This is a genomic window from Plantactinospora sp. CA-294935 (assembly GCF_050936445.1).
Lineage (GTDB): Bacteria > Actinomycetota > Actinomycetes > Mycobacteriales > Micromonosporaceae > Plantactinospora.
Window position 1 is genome coordinate 8,554,288 of the sequence record NZ_JBNJMU010000001.1, and the last position, 16,735, is coordinate 8,571,022.

Annotated in this window: 14 protein-coding genes; 9 read left to right on the forward strand and 5 right to left on the reverse strand. The window is 68.6% G+C overall.

Annotated elements, in window-relative coordinates:
* The first annotated feature begins 166 nt into the window (after window positions 1-166).
* From ACQEVC_RS37540 to ACQEVC_RS37565, 6 genes are all read left to right on the forward strand, one after another.
* Window positions 167-1,210, forward strand: coding sequence for a hypothetical protein (locus tag ACQEVC_RS37540; protein ID WP_432887849.1), 1,044 nt, complete (start codon window positions 167-169; stop codon window positions 1,208-1,210).
* Window positions 1,211-1,294: 84 nt separating this feature from the next.
* Window positions 1,295-1,750, forward strand: coding sequence for a hypothetical protein (locus tag ACQEVC_RS37545; RefSeq protein ID WP_432887852.1), 456 nt, complete (start codon window positions 1,295-1,297; stop codon window positions 1,748-1,750).
* A 2-nt stretch (window positions 1,751-1,752) separates the two neighbouring features.
* The gene (locus ACQEVC_RS37550) at window positions 1,753-1,986 is read left to right on the forward strand and encodes a helix-turn-helix transcriptional regulator (protein WP_318396245.1); all 234 of its coding nucleotides are present in this window, start codon (window positions 1,753-1,755) and stop codon (window positions 1,984-1,986) included.
* A complete protein-coding gene (locus tag ACQEVC_RS37555) occupies window positions 1,983-2,957 on the forward strand; it encodes an NAD(P)-dependent alcohol dehydrogenase (protein WP_432887855.1) in 975 nt (324 codons plus the stop codon). The genes ACQEVC_RS37550 and ACQEVC_RS37555 overlap by 4 nt, the downstream gene beginning before the upstream one ends.
* 119 nt (window positions 2,958-3,076) lie before the next feature.
* Window positions 3,077-4,255: a cytochrome P450 gene (locus ACQEVC_RS37560; RefSeq protein WP_432887858.1), complete on the forward strand. Its 1,179-nt coding sequence runs from the start codon at window positions 3,077-3,079 to the stop codon at window positions 4,253-4,255.
* An 8-nt stretch (window positions 4,256-4,263) separates the two neighbouring features.
* Window positions 4,264-4,470 carry a ferredoxin gene (locus ACQEVC_RS37565; protein WP_432887861.1) on the forward strand — a complete coding sequence of 69 codons (207 nt, stop codon included), beginning with the start codon at window positions 4,264-4,266 and terminating at the stop codon, window positions 4,468-4,470.
* A 136-nt stretch (window positions 4,471-4,606) separates the two neighbouring features.
* Here the strand turns inward: ACQEVC_RS37565 and ACQEVC_RS37570 are convergent, their stop codons facing one another.
* Complete coding sequence (locus ACQEVC_RS37570) at window positions 4,607-4,909, reverse strand: effector-associated domain 2-containing protein (protein ID WP_432887864.1); 303 nt, start codon at window positions 4,907-4,909, stop codon at window positions 4,607-4,609.
* A 488-nt stretch (window positions 4,910-5,397) separates the two neighbouring features.
* Here ACQEVC_RS37570 and ACQEVC_RS37575 point away from each other — a divergent pair, with 488 nt between their 5' ends.
* Both ACQEVC_RS37575 and ACQEVC_RS37580 read left to right on the forward strand, forming a co-directional pair.
* A complete protein-coding gene (locus ACQEVC_RS37575) occupies window positions 5,398-5,577 on the forward strand; it encodes a hypothetical protein (protein WP_432887867.1) in 180 nt (59 codons plus the stop codon).
* A gap of 98 nt (window positions 5,578-5,675) precedes the next feature.
* Window positions 5,676-7,457: an HEXXH motif domain-containing protein gene (locus ACQEVC_RS37580; RefSeq protein WP_432887870.1), complete on the forward strand. Its 1,782-nt coding sequence runs from the start codon at window positions 5,676-5,678 to the stop codon at window positions 7,455-7,457.
* An 83-nt stretch (window positions 7,458-7,540) separates the two neighbouring features.
* Here ACQEVC_RS37580 and ACQEVC_RS37585 read toward each other — a convergent pair whose 3' ends face one another.
* Window positions 7,541-8,293, reverse strand: coding sequence for a GntR family transcriptional regulator (locus ACQEVC_RS37585; RefSeq protein WP_432887873.1), 753 nt, complete (start codon window positions 8,291-8,293; stop codon window positions 7,541-7,543).
* Window positions 8,294-8,477: 184 nt separating this feature from the next.
* On the opposite strand from ACQEVC_RS37585, the gene ACQEVC_RS37590 reads away from it, so the two are divergent.
* The gene (locus ACQEVC_RS37590; protein WP_432887876.1) at window positions 8,478-9,767 is read left to right on the forward strand and encodes a glycosyltransferase; all 1,290 of its coding nucleotides are present in this window, start codon (window positions 8,478-8,480) and stop codon (window positions 9,765-9,767) included.
* Window positions 9,768-10,059: 292 nt separating this feature from the next.
* Here ACQEVC_RS37590 and fxsT read toward each other — a convergent pair whose 3' ends face one another.
* Genes fxsT through ACQEVC_RS37605 form a run of 3 tightly spaced genes read right to left on the reverse strand, consistent with a single transcriptional unit; the run spans window position 10,060 to window position 16,705 of the window.
* Window positions 10,060-14,133 (reverse strand): FxSxx-COOH system tetratricopeptide repeat protein, encoded by a 4,074-nt coding sequence (fxsT, locus tag ACQEVC_RS37595; protein WP_432887879.1) that lies wholly within the window; start codon window positions 14,131-14,133, stop codon window positions 10,060-10,062.
* Window positions 14,130-15,203 (reverse strand): AAA family ATPase, encoded by a 1,074-nt coding sequence (locus tag ACQEVC_RS37600; RefSeq protein ID WP_432887882.1) that lies wholly within the window; start codon window positions 15,201-15,203, stop codon window positions 14,130-14,132. Before ACQEVC_RS37600 ends, fxsT begins: the two co-directional genes overlap by 4 nt.
* Complete coding sequence (locus ACQEVC_RS37605) at window positions 15,200-16,705, reverse strand: effector-associated domain 2-containing protein (protein WP_432887885.1); 1,506 nt, start codon at window positions 16,703-16,705, stop codon at window positions 15,200-15,202. Before ACQEVC_RS37605 ends, ACQEVC_RS37600 begins: the two co-directional genes overlap by 4 nt.
* Window positions 16,706-16,735: the final 30 nt, after the last annotated feature.

Sequence of the window (16,735 nt, forward strand, 5' to 3'; positions counted from 1 at the left end):
CGATGGCTCGGGTCGACCGGTGCGGCCGGGAGGCGGTCGTGGTGCCGGCCCGAAATTCCGCTTGCCGGGCCCGGCCCGGGTCAGGAGGCTGGATCTGCGCAAGCTGGGCGAGTCGACCGGGGCGGGGTCGGGTGGCCGGGCGGAACGACCGGGACGGAGAGGCCGGATGGCAGGGTCAGACACGGCCGACCAACCCCTTGAGATCGCCTGCGACGAATCCGGCTCGGAGGGCGAACGGCTGGTCGGCGGGGTGACCGACGTCTTCGCGCACGCCGGCACGGAACTGGACACCGAGACGGCGACGGCCTGTGTCCTGGAGTTGCGGAACCGGATCCGGTCACCGGCCACCGAGTACAAGGCCGGTCACCTGCTGCGGGAGAAACACCGCCCGGTGCTCGTCTGGTTGCTCGGTGCCGAGGGGCCGCTGTCCGGGTACGCCCGGGTGCACCTGACCGAGAAGACGTTCTTCGTCGTCGGCAAGCTCGTCAACCTGCTGGTCGACGACCTCGGATACGAGGCGAGCCTCGGGCTGCACCAGGGCCACCGGGCGTCGGCCCTGGCGCGTGCCCTGCACCGGGAGGGTCCGGTCGCACTCGGGCCGCAGCGCTGGACCGCGCTGCTGGGCTCGTTCAACTATCTGCTGCGGCCCAGGAACCGGCGCGGCGTAAGGGTCTCGGTCGACTCGTTCTTCGAGCTGGTCGAGGTGGTCGGGGCACGTGGTCCGGCAGGTCCGGTCGGCGAGATCCTCGAGCCGCTCAGGGCGGCCCGGCCACGGTTGGAGTCTCTGGTGGCACGGTTGCACGCCGATCCGAGGGCGGTGCCGGCGCTGAACCCGATCCTGCCGGCACTCGTCCGGGCGGTCTCGTACTGGAGCCTGGCCGACCGTCCGGTGTCGATCATCCACGACATCCAGACCGCGCTGACCGCCGAGTCCGTGGCGCGGCTGCGGGAACTGTTCGGCAAGCCGGAACCGGCGTTGGTCCGGTACGCCCCGAGCGGTCGGTTGACCGGCCTGAGGTTCGCCGAGTCGCATCTCGATCCCCGGGTACAGGTCGCCGACTTTCTCGCCGGGACGGCTCGACGGATCGCCTCGGACGACCTCAACGGCCGAGGAGATCCGGAACTGACGGCGCTGCTGCGGCCGTACGTCGACGGGTACTCGATCTGGGGTGACGCCGCGAGCCGGCTGCGGTTGCTGCCCGAACGCTGACGCACCGCCGCGCGGGGGCTGTGCACCCGGTCCGGTCGTGTCTAGAAAACTTGACATGGTGTCTGCCGCTCTTTACTCTTCGACATGTCAAAGATTCTTTACCTCCCGAAGGTGGCGAGGATGTCGTACGAGGAGAAGGGCACCTGGGTCGCCCTGGTGGTCGGGGTGACCGTCTATCTCGGCTATCTCGCGGTGGTGCTGGGTCGGCTGGCCGGCACACCCGTGGCCGCGGTGACGTACGTGCCGGCGCTGCTGCTGGCCATCGGCGTCTCGATCGTGGCGTCGATCGTGGCCCGCATCGCGGTCGAGATCGCCCGCCCGAGCGAGAGCCACTCCGGCGACGTCCGGGACCGGGAGATCCACTGGCTCGGCGACCGCGTCGGGCAGCGGATGCTGATGGCCGCCGCGCTCGCCGCACTCGGCCTGGCGCTGTTCGAGGCCGAGCACTTCTGGATCGCGAACGTGCTCTACCTCGGCTTCGTCGCCTCCTCGGTGGTCGGGTCGGTGGTCAAACTCCGCACCTACCGCAGGGGCATGTAGCCGTGGTCAAGCCCACCCGGGTCACCAACTCGATCCGCGCCCTGCGCTTCGCCGCCGGTGAGATGACGCAGGCCCAGCTCGCCGAGCGGATCGGGGTGACCCGCCAGACGATCATCGCGATCGAGCAGGGCCGGTACTCGCCGTCGCTGGAGATGGCGTTCCAGATCGCCCACGTCTTCGCGGTGCCGCTCGAAGAGGTGTTCCAGTACCCCGACACAGGAAGTGAGCAGCCATGAGAGCAGCCGTTTACCGGACGTACGGTCCCCCCGACGTCATCCGGGTCGAGGAGGTCCCGACACCCGTTCCCGGCGAGGAGGACGTCCTCGTCCGGGTGTACGCCGCGACGGTCAGCGTGACCGACGGCACCGCCCGGCGCGGCTCGCCGCGTTTCTCCCGGCTCTTCTTCGGGCTCCGCCGGCCGAAGTGGACGGTGTTGGGCTCCGAGTTCGCCGGTGTGGTCGAGGCGGTCGGGCCGGGCGTGACCCGGCTGCGGGTCGGCGACGAGGTCGTCGGGATCACCGGGCCCGACTTCGGCGCGCACGCCGAGTACGTCCGCGTCCACCAGGACGGTGCCCTCGCGCCCAAGCCGGCCAATCTCGACTTCGCCGAGGCGGTCGCCCTGATCGACGGCACCGCGCTGGCGTTCCTACGCGACCGGGCCCGGTTGCGCCCCGGCCAGACGCTCCTGGTCAACGGCGCCTCCGGGAGTGTCGGCAGCGCGGCCGTGCAACTCGGCAGGCACTTCGGCGCCCGGGTCACCGGAGTGTGCAGCACACCCCACCTCGACCTGGTACGCGAACTCGGCGCCGACACGGTCCTGGACTACACCGGGGAGGACTTCACCCGCGCCGGCCAGACCTACGACGTCGTCTTCGACGTGGCCGGCACCAGTTCGTTCGGGCGCTGCCGCCGGGTGCTCAACCCCGCCGGACGCTATCTCAGCCCGGTGCCGTCGCCGGGCCTGCTGGTCCAGATGCCGTGGACCGCGGCGTTCGGCCGAAAGAAGGCGATCATCGCGTTCACCGGGCTGCGGAAGGCGGCGGACAAGACCCGCGACCTGCTGCTCGTGCGGGAGCTGGCGGAGGCCGGCACGCTCCGGCCGGTCATCGCGGACCGCTACCCGCTGGAGCGGATCACCGAGGCGCACCGCCACCTGGAGCGCGGCAAGTACGGCAACATCATCGTCACCATGACCGGAACCGGCTGAACCGGCCCGGCGACGCCGCGCCAGCACAGTGGACGGTGGGGCTCCGGAGGGCGGTACGCTCGGCTCCGGCGGGAGAAACCTCGTACGCTTGATCATCTCTGGTGATGGGAGAGGACACGATGACCGCTTCTCCGGTACTTCCCCTCAAGCGCACCTGCCCGCACGCGCCACCGGCCGAACACCTGCGGCTGCAACAGGAGGAACCGGTGGCCCGGGTGACCCTCCCGGACGGCTCCACGGCATGGGCGCTGAGCCGCCTCGAAGACATCCGCACCATGCTCACCGATCCACGGTTCAGCTCCGACCGGTATCGCGAGGGATATCCGTTGCAGCCCCCCGGTCAGCAGCGCCGTGCCGACGAGCGACCGCTGCTGATCGGGCTCGACCCGCCGGAGCACGGTGAGGCCCGCCGCGCCGTCGTCGGCGAGTTCACCATCAAGCGGATGAACGCGCTGCGCCCGCGCATCCAGCAGATCGTCGACGAGTGCCTCGACGCCCTGCTCGCCGGGCCACGTCCGGCCGACCTCGTTCCGGCGCTGGCCCTGCCGGTGCCATCCCTGGTCATCTGCGAACTGCTCGGCGTGCCGTACGCCGACCACGGCTTCTTCCAGGACCGCTCGGCCAACCTGCTGCTCCGGTCGACCCCGGCCCAGGAGCGCTTCGCCGCGGCCAACGAGATCCGCGACTACATGGCCACGCTGATCGCGGAGAAGGCGAAGACACCCGGCGACGACCTGCTGAGCCGGCAACTGGCCAAGGGGGCCGATCACGAGGATCTGGCCGGTCTGGGTTTCCTGCTGCTGCTCGCCGGGCACGAGACCACCGGAAACATGATCTCCCTCGGCACGATGACGCTGCTGGAGCGGCCGGAGGCGCTGGCCGCGCTGCAGCGAGACCCGGCCCGCACTCCGCAGATCGTCGAGGAACTGCTCCGGTACTTCACGATCGCCGAGTACGTCACCTCCCGGATCGCGGTGCAGGATGTCGAGATCGGCGGGGTGCTGATCCGCGCCGGCGAGGGCGTCGTCACGCTCGGCAACGCCGCCAACCGTGACCCGGCCGCGTTCACCGACGGCGACACCTTCGACATCGGCCGCGCCGCCCGCCACCACATCGCGTTCGGCTTCGGCGCCCACCAGTGCCTCGGACAGAATCTCGCCCGGGTCGAACTCCAGATCGTCTTCGACACCCTCTTCGCCCGCATTCCCGACCTCCGGCTGGCCGCGGCGATCGACGAGCTGTCGTTCAAGGACGACTCCACCGTCTACGGCCTGCACTCCCTCCCGGTCACCTGGTAGGAGACGCGATGCGGATAACGGCTGACCTGGACCGCTGCGTCGGTGCCGGCCAGTGCGTACTCACCGAGCCCACCGTGTTCGACCAGAGCGACGACGACGGCACCGTGATCGTCCTCCGGAGCGCTCCGGAGGACGCGGAGACGATCGGCCGGGTACGCGAGGCGATCCGCATCTGCCCCAGCCAGGCCCTGGCACTCGCCGAGCCCGCGGCCTAGTCCATCGGCGCCGTAGTCTTCGCTCGACGCCGCCCACACAGGTCCACCGAAAACCCGCGACTGAACCTTTTCAACTTCCTGCTCGCGGTCCGTCGTGCCGCAGATGGAGGTCGGGACGCCTGCGGCGCCTGGCGGGTCACGCCACGCCGTCGAAAGCGGCCAGCCGGGGCAGCAGCCGGACGACTGCGGGATCTCTCGGCGCCAGTAACGTCAGTGCGTCGCCGAGCGCCTGCCAGGTGCGCAGATGCCGGTAGCGCCAGAGGGTGGCGGTGACGCTCACCAGTTCCACCCGGGCGACACCCGGCCGCGGCAGTTGGGCCCGGACCGCTCCGGGCAGGAGGTCGTACATCTGCTGTCGGAAGACCGGATCATGCATCCCGGGTACCGCAAGCAGCAGGTCCACCAGCTCGCCGTACTCCCGCACCGAAGGCTCGTCCATCACTCCTCCAGAATGAACCTTTTCAACCTCCCCTTGCGGTCCATCGTGGCCACGGGTGGAGATCGCGGGCACAGAATCCCCGCCCCGGATGAACCAGCGATCATGGTGCCGTTCCAGGAACTCGAAGAAAGGTCAGTCAGGTGCGAGAGCCCTGGTCGGGCCGACAGCAGCCAAGCTTGTCACCGCGAAAAGGCTCTGGGGTCGGACGACTGACCACGCATCCGTGCACAGTACGCGATCGTCTTGTCGCCTATCCGACACCACTACACATCACCTGATCACGGCGCCGTCAAATGATCAACTTCTGCCGGTCGAGTGGGCGCGGCACCCAGAAGTGTTGGCCCAAAGCGCCCCGGCGTCGTCGTCAGCCTTCGCGCACAGCAGGCGCACCAGGGCGTGACCAGCCGATTCGTCGCGTTACCGGTCGACGAGTCGACACGGCGATCCGGTCCTCGACAAGAGGGACCGACCGGCCATAATAATCCCCCGTGAACCAACCATACGATGTTGACATTGACTCTGCGCTGGTAGACCTGACCGAGGTGTCCCTTGACGAGTTACCTCGTTATGACCAGCGGATTCTCGATCCGATCATACGACGACTCCTGCGTCGCGTCGACGATCCCGAAAGCATCACCAGTGGCTACAATCCCCAGCGGCTTGACTGATGGCCGCCGTTCATGGAGGACCGATGGTAGTTGGAGCGGCGGCAGAGCCGGTTAGCGGGCCCACCACACATCGCCTGGACAGCACGAGTTTCAGCGCCTTGGCCGTTGGTGGGGGCGACGAAGACACCGTGGCCGACCTGCTGGCCGCCGAGCGCAGTTGGCGCATGATCCAGATGCGGACTCTCCTCGATGCCGTCGACGCCGCGCCCGAGGCGGTCGGGCCACTACCCCCGGTCGCCGCAGCCTGGGAACTCCTGGTCGCGGCTCAACGCCAGGATCGGTCCGCGGTCGACGCCCTCATCCTCCATCCGCAGGTCGGAACGTGGGCGGGGTTCACCCTACGTCGGTTACGAGGATCGACTGCCGCTCGCGGTCCACTATGGATAGATGTCGGCTATCTGCACGCGCTCGCCGTCGTTGCCGCGCTGCGGACGGGGCTCGGTTTCACCATGCGAGTGCCCGTCCGCGGACAGTTCGTCGCCCTGCCCACGCTGGGCGGCGCACCCGTACCCGCGGCGGAAGAATGGGACCAGGCCGAGATCACCGGGTCGGATGGCGTCGCGACGTTGACCTCGGCCGGCACCACTATTCGGATCGAGGCTTCGGGCGTCGGTACCAGCGGCTGGATACCGCTGCCGACGGTACGCACGGACGCAGGCGGGCACATTCTCGCCGTCACCCTGGACTTCCTCGACCCGTACCGCAACCTGCGGACGCCGACACCGCCGCAGCTGATGACCGCCGAGCAACTCGCGCGCTGGCGCGAATTGCTGAGAGGCGCCTGGGACCTGCTGATGCGGGTCTGTCCCGAACTGGCCGTGCCGATGTCTCGCGGGCTGCTGTCGGTGGTCCCCCAGCCGGCGGCCGAGCGGTTCCGCACCATGAGCGCCTCCGCGGGCGACGCCTTCGGCAGCATGATCATCTCCGAACCCGAGGACGTTCCGGAGATGGCCGTTACACTCGTGCACGAGTTCCAGCACATCAAGCTGGGTGGCCTGCTGCATCTGGCGCAACTTCTGGACGCCGAGCCGGCCCAGCGCCTCTATGCGCCGTGGCGTGATGATCCACGACCGCTTGGTGGTCTCGCCCAGGGCGTCTACGCGTTTGTCGGCATCGTGCAGTTCTGGCGGGCATTTCGACGAGTAGCCCAGGGCTCCACCGCCCGGCTGGCCCATTTCGAGTTCGCCCGATGGCGCGAACAGGTGCGGACGACTCTGGACATGATGCGGACACTGCCCGAGCTGACCGAGGTGGGTCGCCACCTGGTGACCGGGCTGCAGGCCACCGCCGCCGGCTGGCAGGCCGAGGACGTGCCGGCGGACATCCTCGCCGCGGCCCGGGCAGCGGTGACGGACCACTGGATCCGCTGGCGAATCCATCACTGCCGGCCCGACCAGCAGGTGGTGGCCGAGCTGGCCGCAGCCTTCGTCACGGGCGCCGACCGGCCGGTCGTGACCCACTCCGAGCCGGTGGTGGCCACCGATCCGTCCGCTCGGCGCCTCGACACGCGGGCGGTCCTGCAACTGTGGCGGATGACCGATGCCGAGGGATTCGAGCAGCTCCGGCGGAGCCCGTCGGCGGTCGGTGCCCAGGTGTCAGGAGCAACCCCCGCCGACCTCGCCTACGTCGCGGGCGACGTGGCACAGGCACGCGAGCTGTACCTCTCGGAACTCTCGGCCGACCCGGGATCGCCCGGCGCGTGGGCCGGGTTGGCGCTGGCTATCGCCGCCGATCGGCCGCATCCTGCGGCTGACGCGATCCGGGAACGTCCGGAGCTGGTCCGCGCTGTCTACCAGGAGATCTGTCGCGCCGGGGTCCAAGAGGACCCGCTACGGGTGGCGAGCTGGATGGGACTACCCGGAGGTTTCCTCCGCCCCTAGTAGGGCAGCCGCCGTTCGGGATCATGGCTGAAGTTCGACGCCGAGCCGTCGTACGTCGGGGGCTCGGCGGGCTCGGGCTTGGTCTATTGACTCGTCACGTTGTTCACACGGTCAGTCGGATGATCGGTGGTCAGGCCTGATGGACTGGCAGGTGTCGTCGCGAGGTGGTGGAACAGGTCACGTGCCGCTCGGCCACTGTCTTTGATCAACCGCGGTAGGTACTCGGCAATCTCTTCGGGCCGCCGGCCTGCGATGTGTCGGTTCCAGCGGTTTATGAGCTGCTGTAGCTGTTCCGGGACTTCGCGGCCCTTGAGCAGGGTGACCCACAGGCGCGACATCTGGTCCGAGAGCTGGTCGAAGGTTGACCGCAACCAGCGGTTCGCGCTCGCGATGGCCAGGACCTGGAAGACACGCATCGACAGCTCAGAGAAGCGCAGGACCGCTTCCAACTGATACTCACCGTCGGTATCGGGCGGGGACCACTGCGTCAGCAGCCGGGCAAGCTCTTGCGCCTCGACGTCGGAAAGGCGTTCCAAGCCCAGACGGACAAGCTCGGGGCCGACGAGATCCCACGCCTCGACCAGCTCCGACACTTCCTGAGCGTCGAGGGGGCTCACGACGTAACCGGCCCGGGGCAGCGTGATGATCAACCCCTCGCGGTCCAGACGAGCGAGCGCCCGACGAATCGGAGTCAGCCCGTACGGAGTCGAGCGGGCCAGTCCCCGCTCCGTGAGCGACGACCCCGGCGGGAGTTCACAGGCCACGATGCGGGCACGCAGAGCCGCGTAGGCCTGCTGCGTCAGCGACGCCTCCCCCGTCGCACCCTGGTCGGTCATGACAGGAAACCCTAGCCCGCCCGCCACCCCGATCCCAGGCGACATCGCACACTCTCCGCAAACCGAACTTGACCACCCCGGCCACGACAGACATGCTCGGTACTGAAATTTCAGTCACGTCAGAAAGCGGACTGCCGGTCTCAGGGGTCCTCGGGCGCGGTCGAACAGAGGGGATCTCAGCAGGATGAAGGCATTCGTGCTCGCGTTCGGGACGCGTGGCGACGTACAGCCGTTCGTCGCCCTAGGACGCGCGCTGTCCGACGCCGGCCACGAGGTACTGGTGGCCGGGCCGGCGTGTTACGAGTCGCTCGCCGCTGCCGACGGCGTTCCGTTCGCGCCCATCGACGACCAGTGGAACCGGCTCACCGACGAGCCCCACATCCAAGAGGCACTCGCGACGAACTACCGCGGGCTGAAGGCGAAACGGACAGCCATCGAGGTGGTGCGCCGGACCCGGCAGAACATCGCCGCCGCGCTCGACGACATCACCGCAGCCGTTCCCGCCCAAACCGACGTCGTCGTGCACCACACTATGCTCCCCGGCCAGCACCTCGCCGAGGCCCTCGGCGTCCCCTCGGTCCCGGTGGCACTGCAGCCGAACTGGGTTCCGACCGGCGCCTTTCCGTGCCCGATGTGGGCGCCGCCGTGGCTGCCCAGACCCTTCAACCGGCTGAGCTACCGACCGGCCGCGCTCGCACCTCAGATGCTCCTCGGAGCGGTGGGGAAGCACTGGCGTGCACGACTCGGGCTGAGGTCTCGGCGTGGATCCGGTGACCCGTTCCGCCGCCCCGACGGAGGCCCCGCCTTCGTACTGCAGGCGTTCAGTCGCCACGTCCTGCCGCAGCCGGCCGACTGGCCCGGATACGCGCCCGTTACGGGATACTGGACCCTCGCCAGCGCGGACCAGGGCCCGTCGCCCGGCCTAGCCAGGTTCGTCGACAGCGGAGCACCGCCGATCTACGTCGGCTTCGGCAGCATGCGAGGCCAGAACCCCGAGGCGATCGGCGAGATGGTCCACCAGATAGTCCACGCAACCGGACTGCGAGCCGTTGTCGCAACCGGCGCCGGCGGGATCGCAATGGCAGGCTCGAACACCGACTCCGTGCACGTCGTCGACGAAGCTCCGCACGACTGGCTTTTCCCCCGCACCGCAGCGATCATCCACCACGGCGGAGCAGGAACGACGGCTGGCGCGCTGCTCGCCGGACGTCCACAGGTGATCTGCCCCTTCACCGGTGACCAGCCGTTCTGGTCCGAGCGAATGCGATCCATCGGCGTTGCCCCAGACCCCATCCCACAGCGGCAAATCACCGCCGAACGCCTCATCGGGGCAGTCGAAGCGACGAGATCCGACACCACGATGCCCCGTAGGGCCGCCGAAATCGGAGAGCTGGTGCGCTCCGAAGGCGGAACACATCGTGCCGTCGAACTTCTACTCGAGCTCACGGCCCACCAGGCCACACGCTCGGCCTGAGCGTTCAGGACGCTTCGTCCCGAACGACCTTGGGCGGTGTTCTGACCTTCGGTCGTGTCGGGCCTGACCTGCGCGATCCGTCCTCGTAGGTGCGTGGCTGTTCGCCGGTGTACGCCGCGACAGTCACTCAGTTTGTCACTCGGGCTGCCCGGCCGGATGCGATGCGGCGATCGTTCCTGGCCTATGCCTCCCGGCATGGGCACACCCTGGCCGACCCGGGGTCTACCTGCCCGCCTCGAACGGCGGCTGCCGCACCAGGGCGACCAGCTCCTCCGCCGGCACCAATCCGCGGTTACAGCGGCATCGGATCCAGATCGCAATCGCCGCGTACCTTCGGATCGGTGCCGGCGATTGTCGCCGGGTGGTTCTCGCCGAGCGCCCGCCAGAACTTCGGCGTCACGTCGGCGTGCAGTTCCTGGGCCTCGGCCACCCGCCCCAACGCCATGTGGTCCATGGACAGATTCCCCAGACAGATCAACGTGGTGGGGTGGCTGTCGCCGAACACTCGACGGGCCCGCTCGACGGTGTCCGAGTCCGCCGCGAAAGCGGTCTCGTACTCTCGCTGGACATAATGATCATTGCCCAGGTTGATCCAGCCGGCCAGCGTCAGTGGGTGGTCACGACTCAGTCGGCGGGTGAGAATTTCCACCCCTGCCTCGTTGATCTCACGGGCGAGTTGGACCTCCCCCCGGAGCCGGTGCACGATCGCCGTGTTCAGCCGCGCCGCCACCGTGTACGGGTGCTCCTCGTCGAAGAGCTGACGGTAGCGGTCGACGATTTCGTTGCTGAGCTGTGCGGCGCCTTCCAGATCACCTGTCGCACGAAGGTCCACCGCCAGCCCGAAGGCCGCGAGCAAGGTGTCGGGGTGTCGTTCGCCGTACCGGGCGGCGAAACCGTCATGCACCTCCCGGGAAACCGCCCTCGCGGCCTCGTGGTCGCCGGCTTTCCGCATCGCGGACGCCAACCGCCGCTTCGCCAGTAGGGTCTGGGTCTGCGCCGAGCCCCACACCATCGGCAGTCGGTTGACGACGTTCTGCATCTCGGCCCGGGCCGGCAGGTACTCGCCCAGTTCACGGCGGTCGATGATGAGGTTGAGATGCGATTCGAGCGTGTGCGCGTGGTCCTCGCCAAAGAGCAGCACCCGGCGGGAGTAGGTGTCCTTGTCGACCTCGAACGCGCGTCGGATGTCGCCGGTGAGCCGGAGACTCACCGCCAGGTTGTGCGCGGCGTTCAGGGTACTCGGATCCTCCTCGCCGAGCGCCTGCACGTGCCGACGATAGAGTTCCTCGTCCGTCTCCAACGCCTTGACGAAGTCACCGGCGATGCGGAGGTCGGCGGCCACCGCTCCGACGGCCCGCAGCAACTCCTCGGTGTCCTCCATCGTGGTGCGCTCGTACGACTCGAGGATGCGCGAGTTGAGTTCTGCCGCCTCTCGGTGCCGGCCCAGTTTGGACAACATGAAACCGAGCCAGTGCCCGATGGCGAGGGTCACCGAGGCATCTTCGCCGAGGGTGTTCCGCCATGAGTCGTACGCCTGCTGGGCTAGATCCAGGGAGGCCTCGAAGTCGCCCCACCAATAGAGGTACTTGGCCTCGTTCTGCACCAACTGGTGCACCCAGGGCTCCGCCGAGTGCATCGCCTGCGAAACGATGACGTGCGGATAGAGGTCGGCGTAGCTACGCCAGTTCGCCGGAGAGTCCGGGTCGTTGCGGTCACCGGACGCCAGCAGCAGGTGCGCGCTCTGCCGCATCGCGTCCCGCTCCGGCTCGGTCATGCGGTCGAGGAGTACCGCCTGGATCAGCCGGTGCATCTGGATCGAGTTGGTCCGGTGGTTGACACGGGCCAGCGCGTAGCGGTTGATATCGCGGATTGCCCTGTTGAGCCGCATCGGATCGCGGATCGCCGCGTTGAGCTCGGGGTGGATGTCGCTGTTCTGGACACTGTTGAACAAGGTCCGCGGGATCGGTTCGGGGGCAAGGAACGAGCAGAGCTGAAGCAGTCGAAATGCCGCCGGGTTCGACACCACCAGCCGATCGAGTGATACGTTCCAGGCCGCCGCGACGGGAAGTTGGTAGTCCATCGGGGGCGCCTGCTCGAGCAGTTCCACGCGCTTTTCGTCGAAGAGCCGGAGGTATTCCTCGGCCGGCATGCCCGTCTCGGCCCGCCAGGCCGCCGCCTGCTCCAGCGCCAGCGGCAGGTCGCCCAGTGCCTCGGCCAGCCGGTCGGCCTGGGTGGCATCCAGCTCGGGCCCACGGCGGCGAAGTAACTGGATGCTCTCTTCCCGGGTGAAGACGTCGACCTCGAGGGTGCGGGCCATGCTCGCCCACTGCGGATTGCGTGACGTAATCACGATGCTGCCGGAACCACCGGTCGGCAGGTACGGCCGCAGCGCCTCGGGGCTCTCCGCGTTGTCGAAAATCAGCAACCAGCGCGCGTACGGCCGGCCGAGGCGCAACGCCTCCTGGACGGCCGCCCTGGCGCTGGCGATGTCCGGGCCGGCCGGCAACTCCATCCGCTGCGCCAGTTCGACCAGCGAGGCACCGATCTGGGTCGCCCGCTCGGCGGGAATCCACCAGACCAGGTCGTACTCGCTCTGGTGCTGGTAGACGTACTCGACCGCCAGGTGTGACTTGCCAACGCCCCCCATCCCGTGCAGTGCGTGCGGCAGCACGGCGGTGGTGCCGCCCTGCACCTGCTCGTACAGCAGGGCGAGCAGCTTCTCCCGCCCCGTGAAGTTCGGGTTCCGCGGCGGGATGTTGCCCCAGACAGCAGGCGTCCGGGCCGAGGTAGCTTCTGCTGGTGTGCTCGGCGACACTCCGCCTCCTCCTGAATCCATCTCACGGTGAGTGTTGGCGTCTGTGCCTACTGCCATCATCGCATTCAGTTGACCGAATACGGGAGTGCCGCTTTTGCCACGTTCGGGCGACAGTGCGTCGGCCTCCGTCAGCGCATCGCCCAGCCGACGGGCCCGGGCCAGGTAACGACCGGACAAGGCCTGTAGGACGTACTGTTCGATCCAGAGCAGCGACATGGTGCTCGGGGTCACCGGACCGATCGGAGCCGCGTCGGGATCATCGAGCACCCGCGCGAGCCCGGCCAGCGCCGGTCGGGTGGCGCCCAGCCGGGACGCGAGGGCCCGCCAGACCCGTGCCGTCTCACTGCGGCGCCCGGTGGCCAACAGTTCCTGCCGCGCTCCGGGGACGAACTCGAACCCGGCGCGTCCGGTACCGTCCACATCCGCAGCCGGATTCACGAGGTCGCTGGTCAGCACCTCGGCCAGGTGCAGGGTGGTCGACTCCGGCAGGAGTTCCTCCCGGACCACCTCGATCGTCTGCCAGTCCAGCGGCGTCGCGGCCAGCAGGATGGCCAGGTGCAGGGCCGTCGGTGTTGCCCAGGAGATGAACCGGAGTACGCCCTGCCTGCCACTCGATGCCGGCTGCCGCCTGCCCGGTCGGTTCGCGGGCTGTCGGTCAGCGGCTCCACGGGGAGTCGCGAGCAGTACGGGCATACCGACCCAGCGCGGATGGTGGTACGCGACGAGCTGCACCCAGGCGGCGAGCCAACGCGGACGCAGTTCCAGCACCGGCACGGGCACGGCGGCGGCCCGTCGGAGGTCCTCGGCCGCCGGCAGCGCCTCTGCCAGGTCCGGTAGCCGCCAGTCGAGGCGCACGTTGGCGACCCCGGACGACGGCGCACGGAGGAACGCCCGGAACGGGTGCACGCCGGTGCGGTGCCACATCTGCTGCGGCAGGAGCTGGATGATCGCCACCGGCTGCCGGCAGGCCCAGGCATGCAGGTGCGGCAGGACAGCGTCGGCGTGCCAGGCCGGCGCGGCACCATCGGAGAGGACGAGTACGAAACGACGCCGGGCGACCGCCGGCAGGGTGATGGGCGCCGGAGCCAGCCCACGCCGATCCGGCCCCCGCAACGCGACCTGGTCCGGGCGGTCGCCCATGGTCTCCAGCGTGCACACGCGTACGTCGCGCACGGCGTCGTGCCGGCGCAGCAGTCCGACGAGGCCGGCGATCTGGTCCGCCCAGATCGTCATCGAGAAATGATTGTCCACCACCACCACGGCGTCCGAGCGCGGCTGCCGAACGGGCGTGAGGATCGGCCACCAGACGCCGCTGGAAGCCTGCTCGGCAGTGGCGTACTCGTCGAGTTCGTAGCGACGCCGGGATCGCACGAGTTGGCGCAACGGTCGCCACACCTCCGCGAGCAGCTCCTCCGTCTCCCGGCCGCCGGTGTCGTACGGCACGGGGTAACGCCGGCCGCCGCCGAGCCCGCCTCCACTGGCCAGCCGGGCCGAGAGCCAGAGCGCCTCGGCCAGTTCGTGTGGGCTCGGCCGCGTCGGTCCGGTGCTCATCCCGGCTCCGTTGCCGAAAGACGGTGCCAGAGCGCTTCGATCAGGCGGTCCCACTCGGCCCGGTCGGCCGGGGCAAATGCTCCCGAGGTCCTCAGGTGCACGGCGTCCAGCAGTTGGTCCATGGCGAGCGTGTCGGTGCCGGAGCGCCGACGCAGGTAGTCGCGAATTACCTCCCCCGCGCCGTCGAACCGGTCCGGGAAGTGCCCGGCGACCACATCGGCCAGCCTGTTCTCGTCTGCCTCCGCGAGCCGCAACCGCAGGCACTGCCGCAGGAACGCCTCCGGGAAGTCACGCTCGTCCGTGCAGGTCATCACCACGATCGGAAAGGCGTGGCAGCGGACCCGACCGGATCGGACGACCGCGGTGCGGCCGGGATCCGCGGTCCGTACCCGTACCTGCGGCGTACGGTCACCGACCCGGACCAGCTCCCGGATCTCGAATCCGCCGTCCTCGAAGACGCTTCGCAACTGCTGGGGCAGCTCGATGTCGCTCTGGTCGAGTTCGTCGATCAACAGCACCCGGGGCAGCCGGTACGGCAGCAGCGCCGTACCCAGCGGCCCCAGGTGCAGGTACTCGCCGAGCTGCGTGTCGTCGTGCTGCGCCGCCCGGTCGTCGCGGCCGGCCAGACCAGCCATCCGGCTGGCTGCCTGGACCCTTCCGATGGCGTCGTAGTCGTAAAGTCCGGACCTCAGGCTGGTGTTCGTGGTGACGGGCCAGCGCAGTACCCGTCCCAGCCGCAGCTCGTACGCTATTCGGTAGGCAAGGCTGGATCGTCCGGAGCCTGGCCTGCCGGTGACGAGCAGGGGTCTGCGCAGATATATCGCCGCGTTGACCATATCGGCCTCGTGGCCGTCCACGTGGTCGGAGACGACGACGCGACCCAACCGGCGATCGAGATCCACATCGTCCTGGGGCGGGTCCGGCTCGTCCGGGCCACCGGAGAAGGTCCGCCAGCGCGGTGGCGCGGGCCAGCGCCGGTCACGATCCTCGGCGTCCACCACCCGACCGGTACCGGTGTAGACCCACCAACCTGGCTGACCGGCCGTCGGGATCCCGGAAGCTTCGGTCATGAGTCCACGCCTGTCGTCTCATCGAGTTCCGGAGTACGGTCGGGATCGTCCCAGAGGACCATCAGATGGCGCCCCACGTGCTGGTCGCTCTCCGGCGGCTCCAGGCGCAACGCCGTCAGGCGCGATTTCCGTACGTGTGTCGGCAGTTCGACGACGCGTCCCTCGCCCGTCATCGTCCGGACCTCCTCCAGGAACGTGTCGTCCGGAGGTTCGGTGCGGTGCCAGACGATCGCCGGGAGGCCGGCCCGGAGCGCCGTCATGATCTCTTCCTTGGCGTTCGTGTCGGTCGCCGGCGCGCTGAGGAGCATCGTCGAGTAGCTCCAGTCCAGGTTGAGTTCGGCTTCGAGACGGGTGGGGTAGGCAGCTCCGCTGGGCTGGCTCCGGTACAACGTGCTGCGGGTCGGCTCCGCGTTGAGCAGCTTCCAGCGTTTGCGCCAGGCCCAGTGCCACTCCGGTCGTCGCAGCCGTTCCAGGCTCCGGACCACCACCGTGTGGTCCATGGCGAGCACCTTCTGCGGCAGGTAGGGGCTCGCGCGCTCCTTGCACCACCAGGCGACGTCCTCATTGAGCAGTGCGACCGGCAGCACCAATTCGATGGCGACCTCTTCCCGTCGGGCAGACCAGTCCACCTCCGTCTCGTGGATGATCCGCTCGACGGTTGGCTGGAGGGCCGGGTACGGAACCTCTCGTACCCGATCACGCATCTGCGAGTGCCAGGTCGTACCGCTGCGCCACTGCTTGTAGTGGGAGATCGTGTAGCGTCCGGCTTCCGCCTCGAGGTCTGGTTCCAGGCCGGGCTCGAAGTCCGGCTCGACCTGGATCACCAGGTAGACATACGGATCGGGCTGCTCGACACCGGACTTCACCGCCGCACGGCGCCGCTCCAGTTCGAAGGTCACCCCGATCTCGGTGCCCCGTCGTTGGTTCCGGCGTCGGATCAGCGCGCCGACCTCGGAGTCCACCTCTTCTTCGAGTAGGACGAGGAAGAGCATGTCGGGCGGTAGTCCGTCGGCCGGCGCATTCTGGCCGCCCAGATACACGAACAGATCCCAGACGTTCTCGCACCACTGCGGCGGGGCGAACAGCTTGTCCTGGATCGCACGCTGGTAGAGCCGAGTCACGGGCGACAGGGAGATATCAAGCATAACCGGACGCAACTCGGTCCAGTCCGACTCCGGTAACACATCGATGACGTCCAACTCGTAACGGAGCCTCTCCAGTTGCGGCAACTCGGCGGCGGCCGGGTCGAAGAGCGCCACCACCTCCAGGAGCGCGACCAGCTCATGTGGAACGTCAAGGCAGATTCTGGCGATCTCGAGGCTCTGCCGGCGGGGGTTGGGGATGTCTGCGATGTCGCCCCGCTGACGCAGTCGGGTCCGAAGCTTCTGCATCATCTGCTGCCGGCTGTCCGACGCTTGGAGAAGTGGCATCTCGGCGAGCATGTCGACCAGTTCCCTCTCGATGCGACGACGCTGATCTTCACTCCTTGAATGGTGAATCATGGACCATCCGGTCTGTCATGCTGCTCGGCC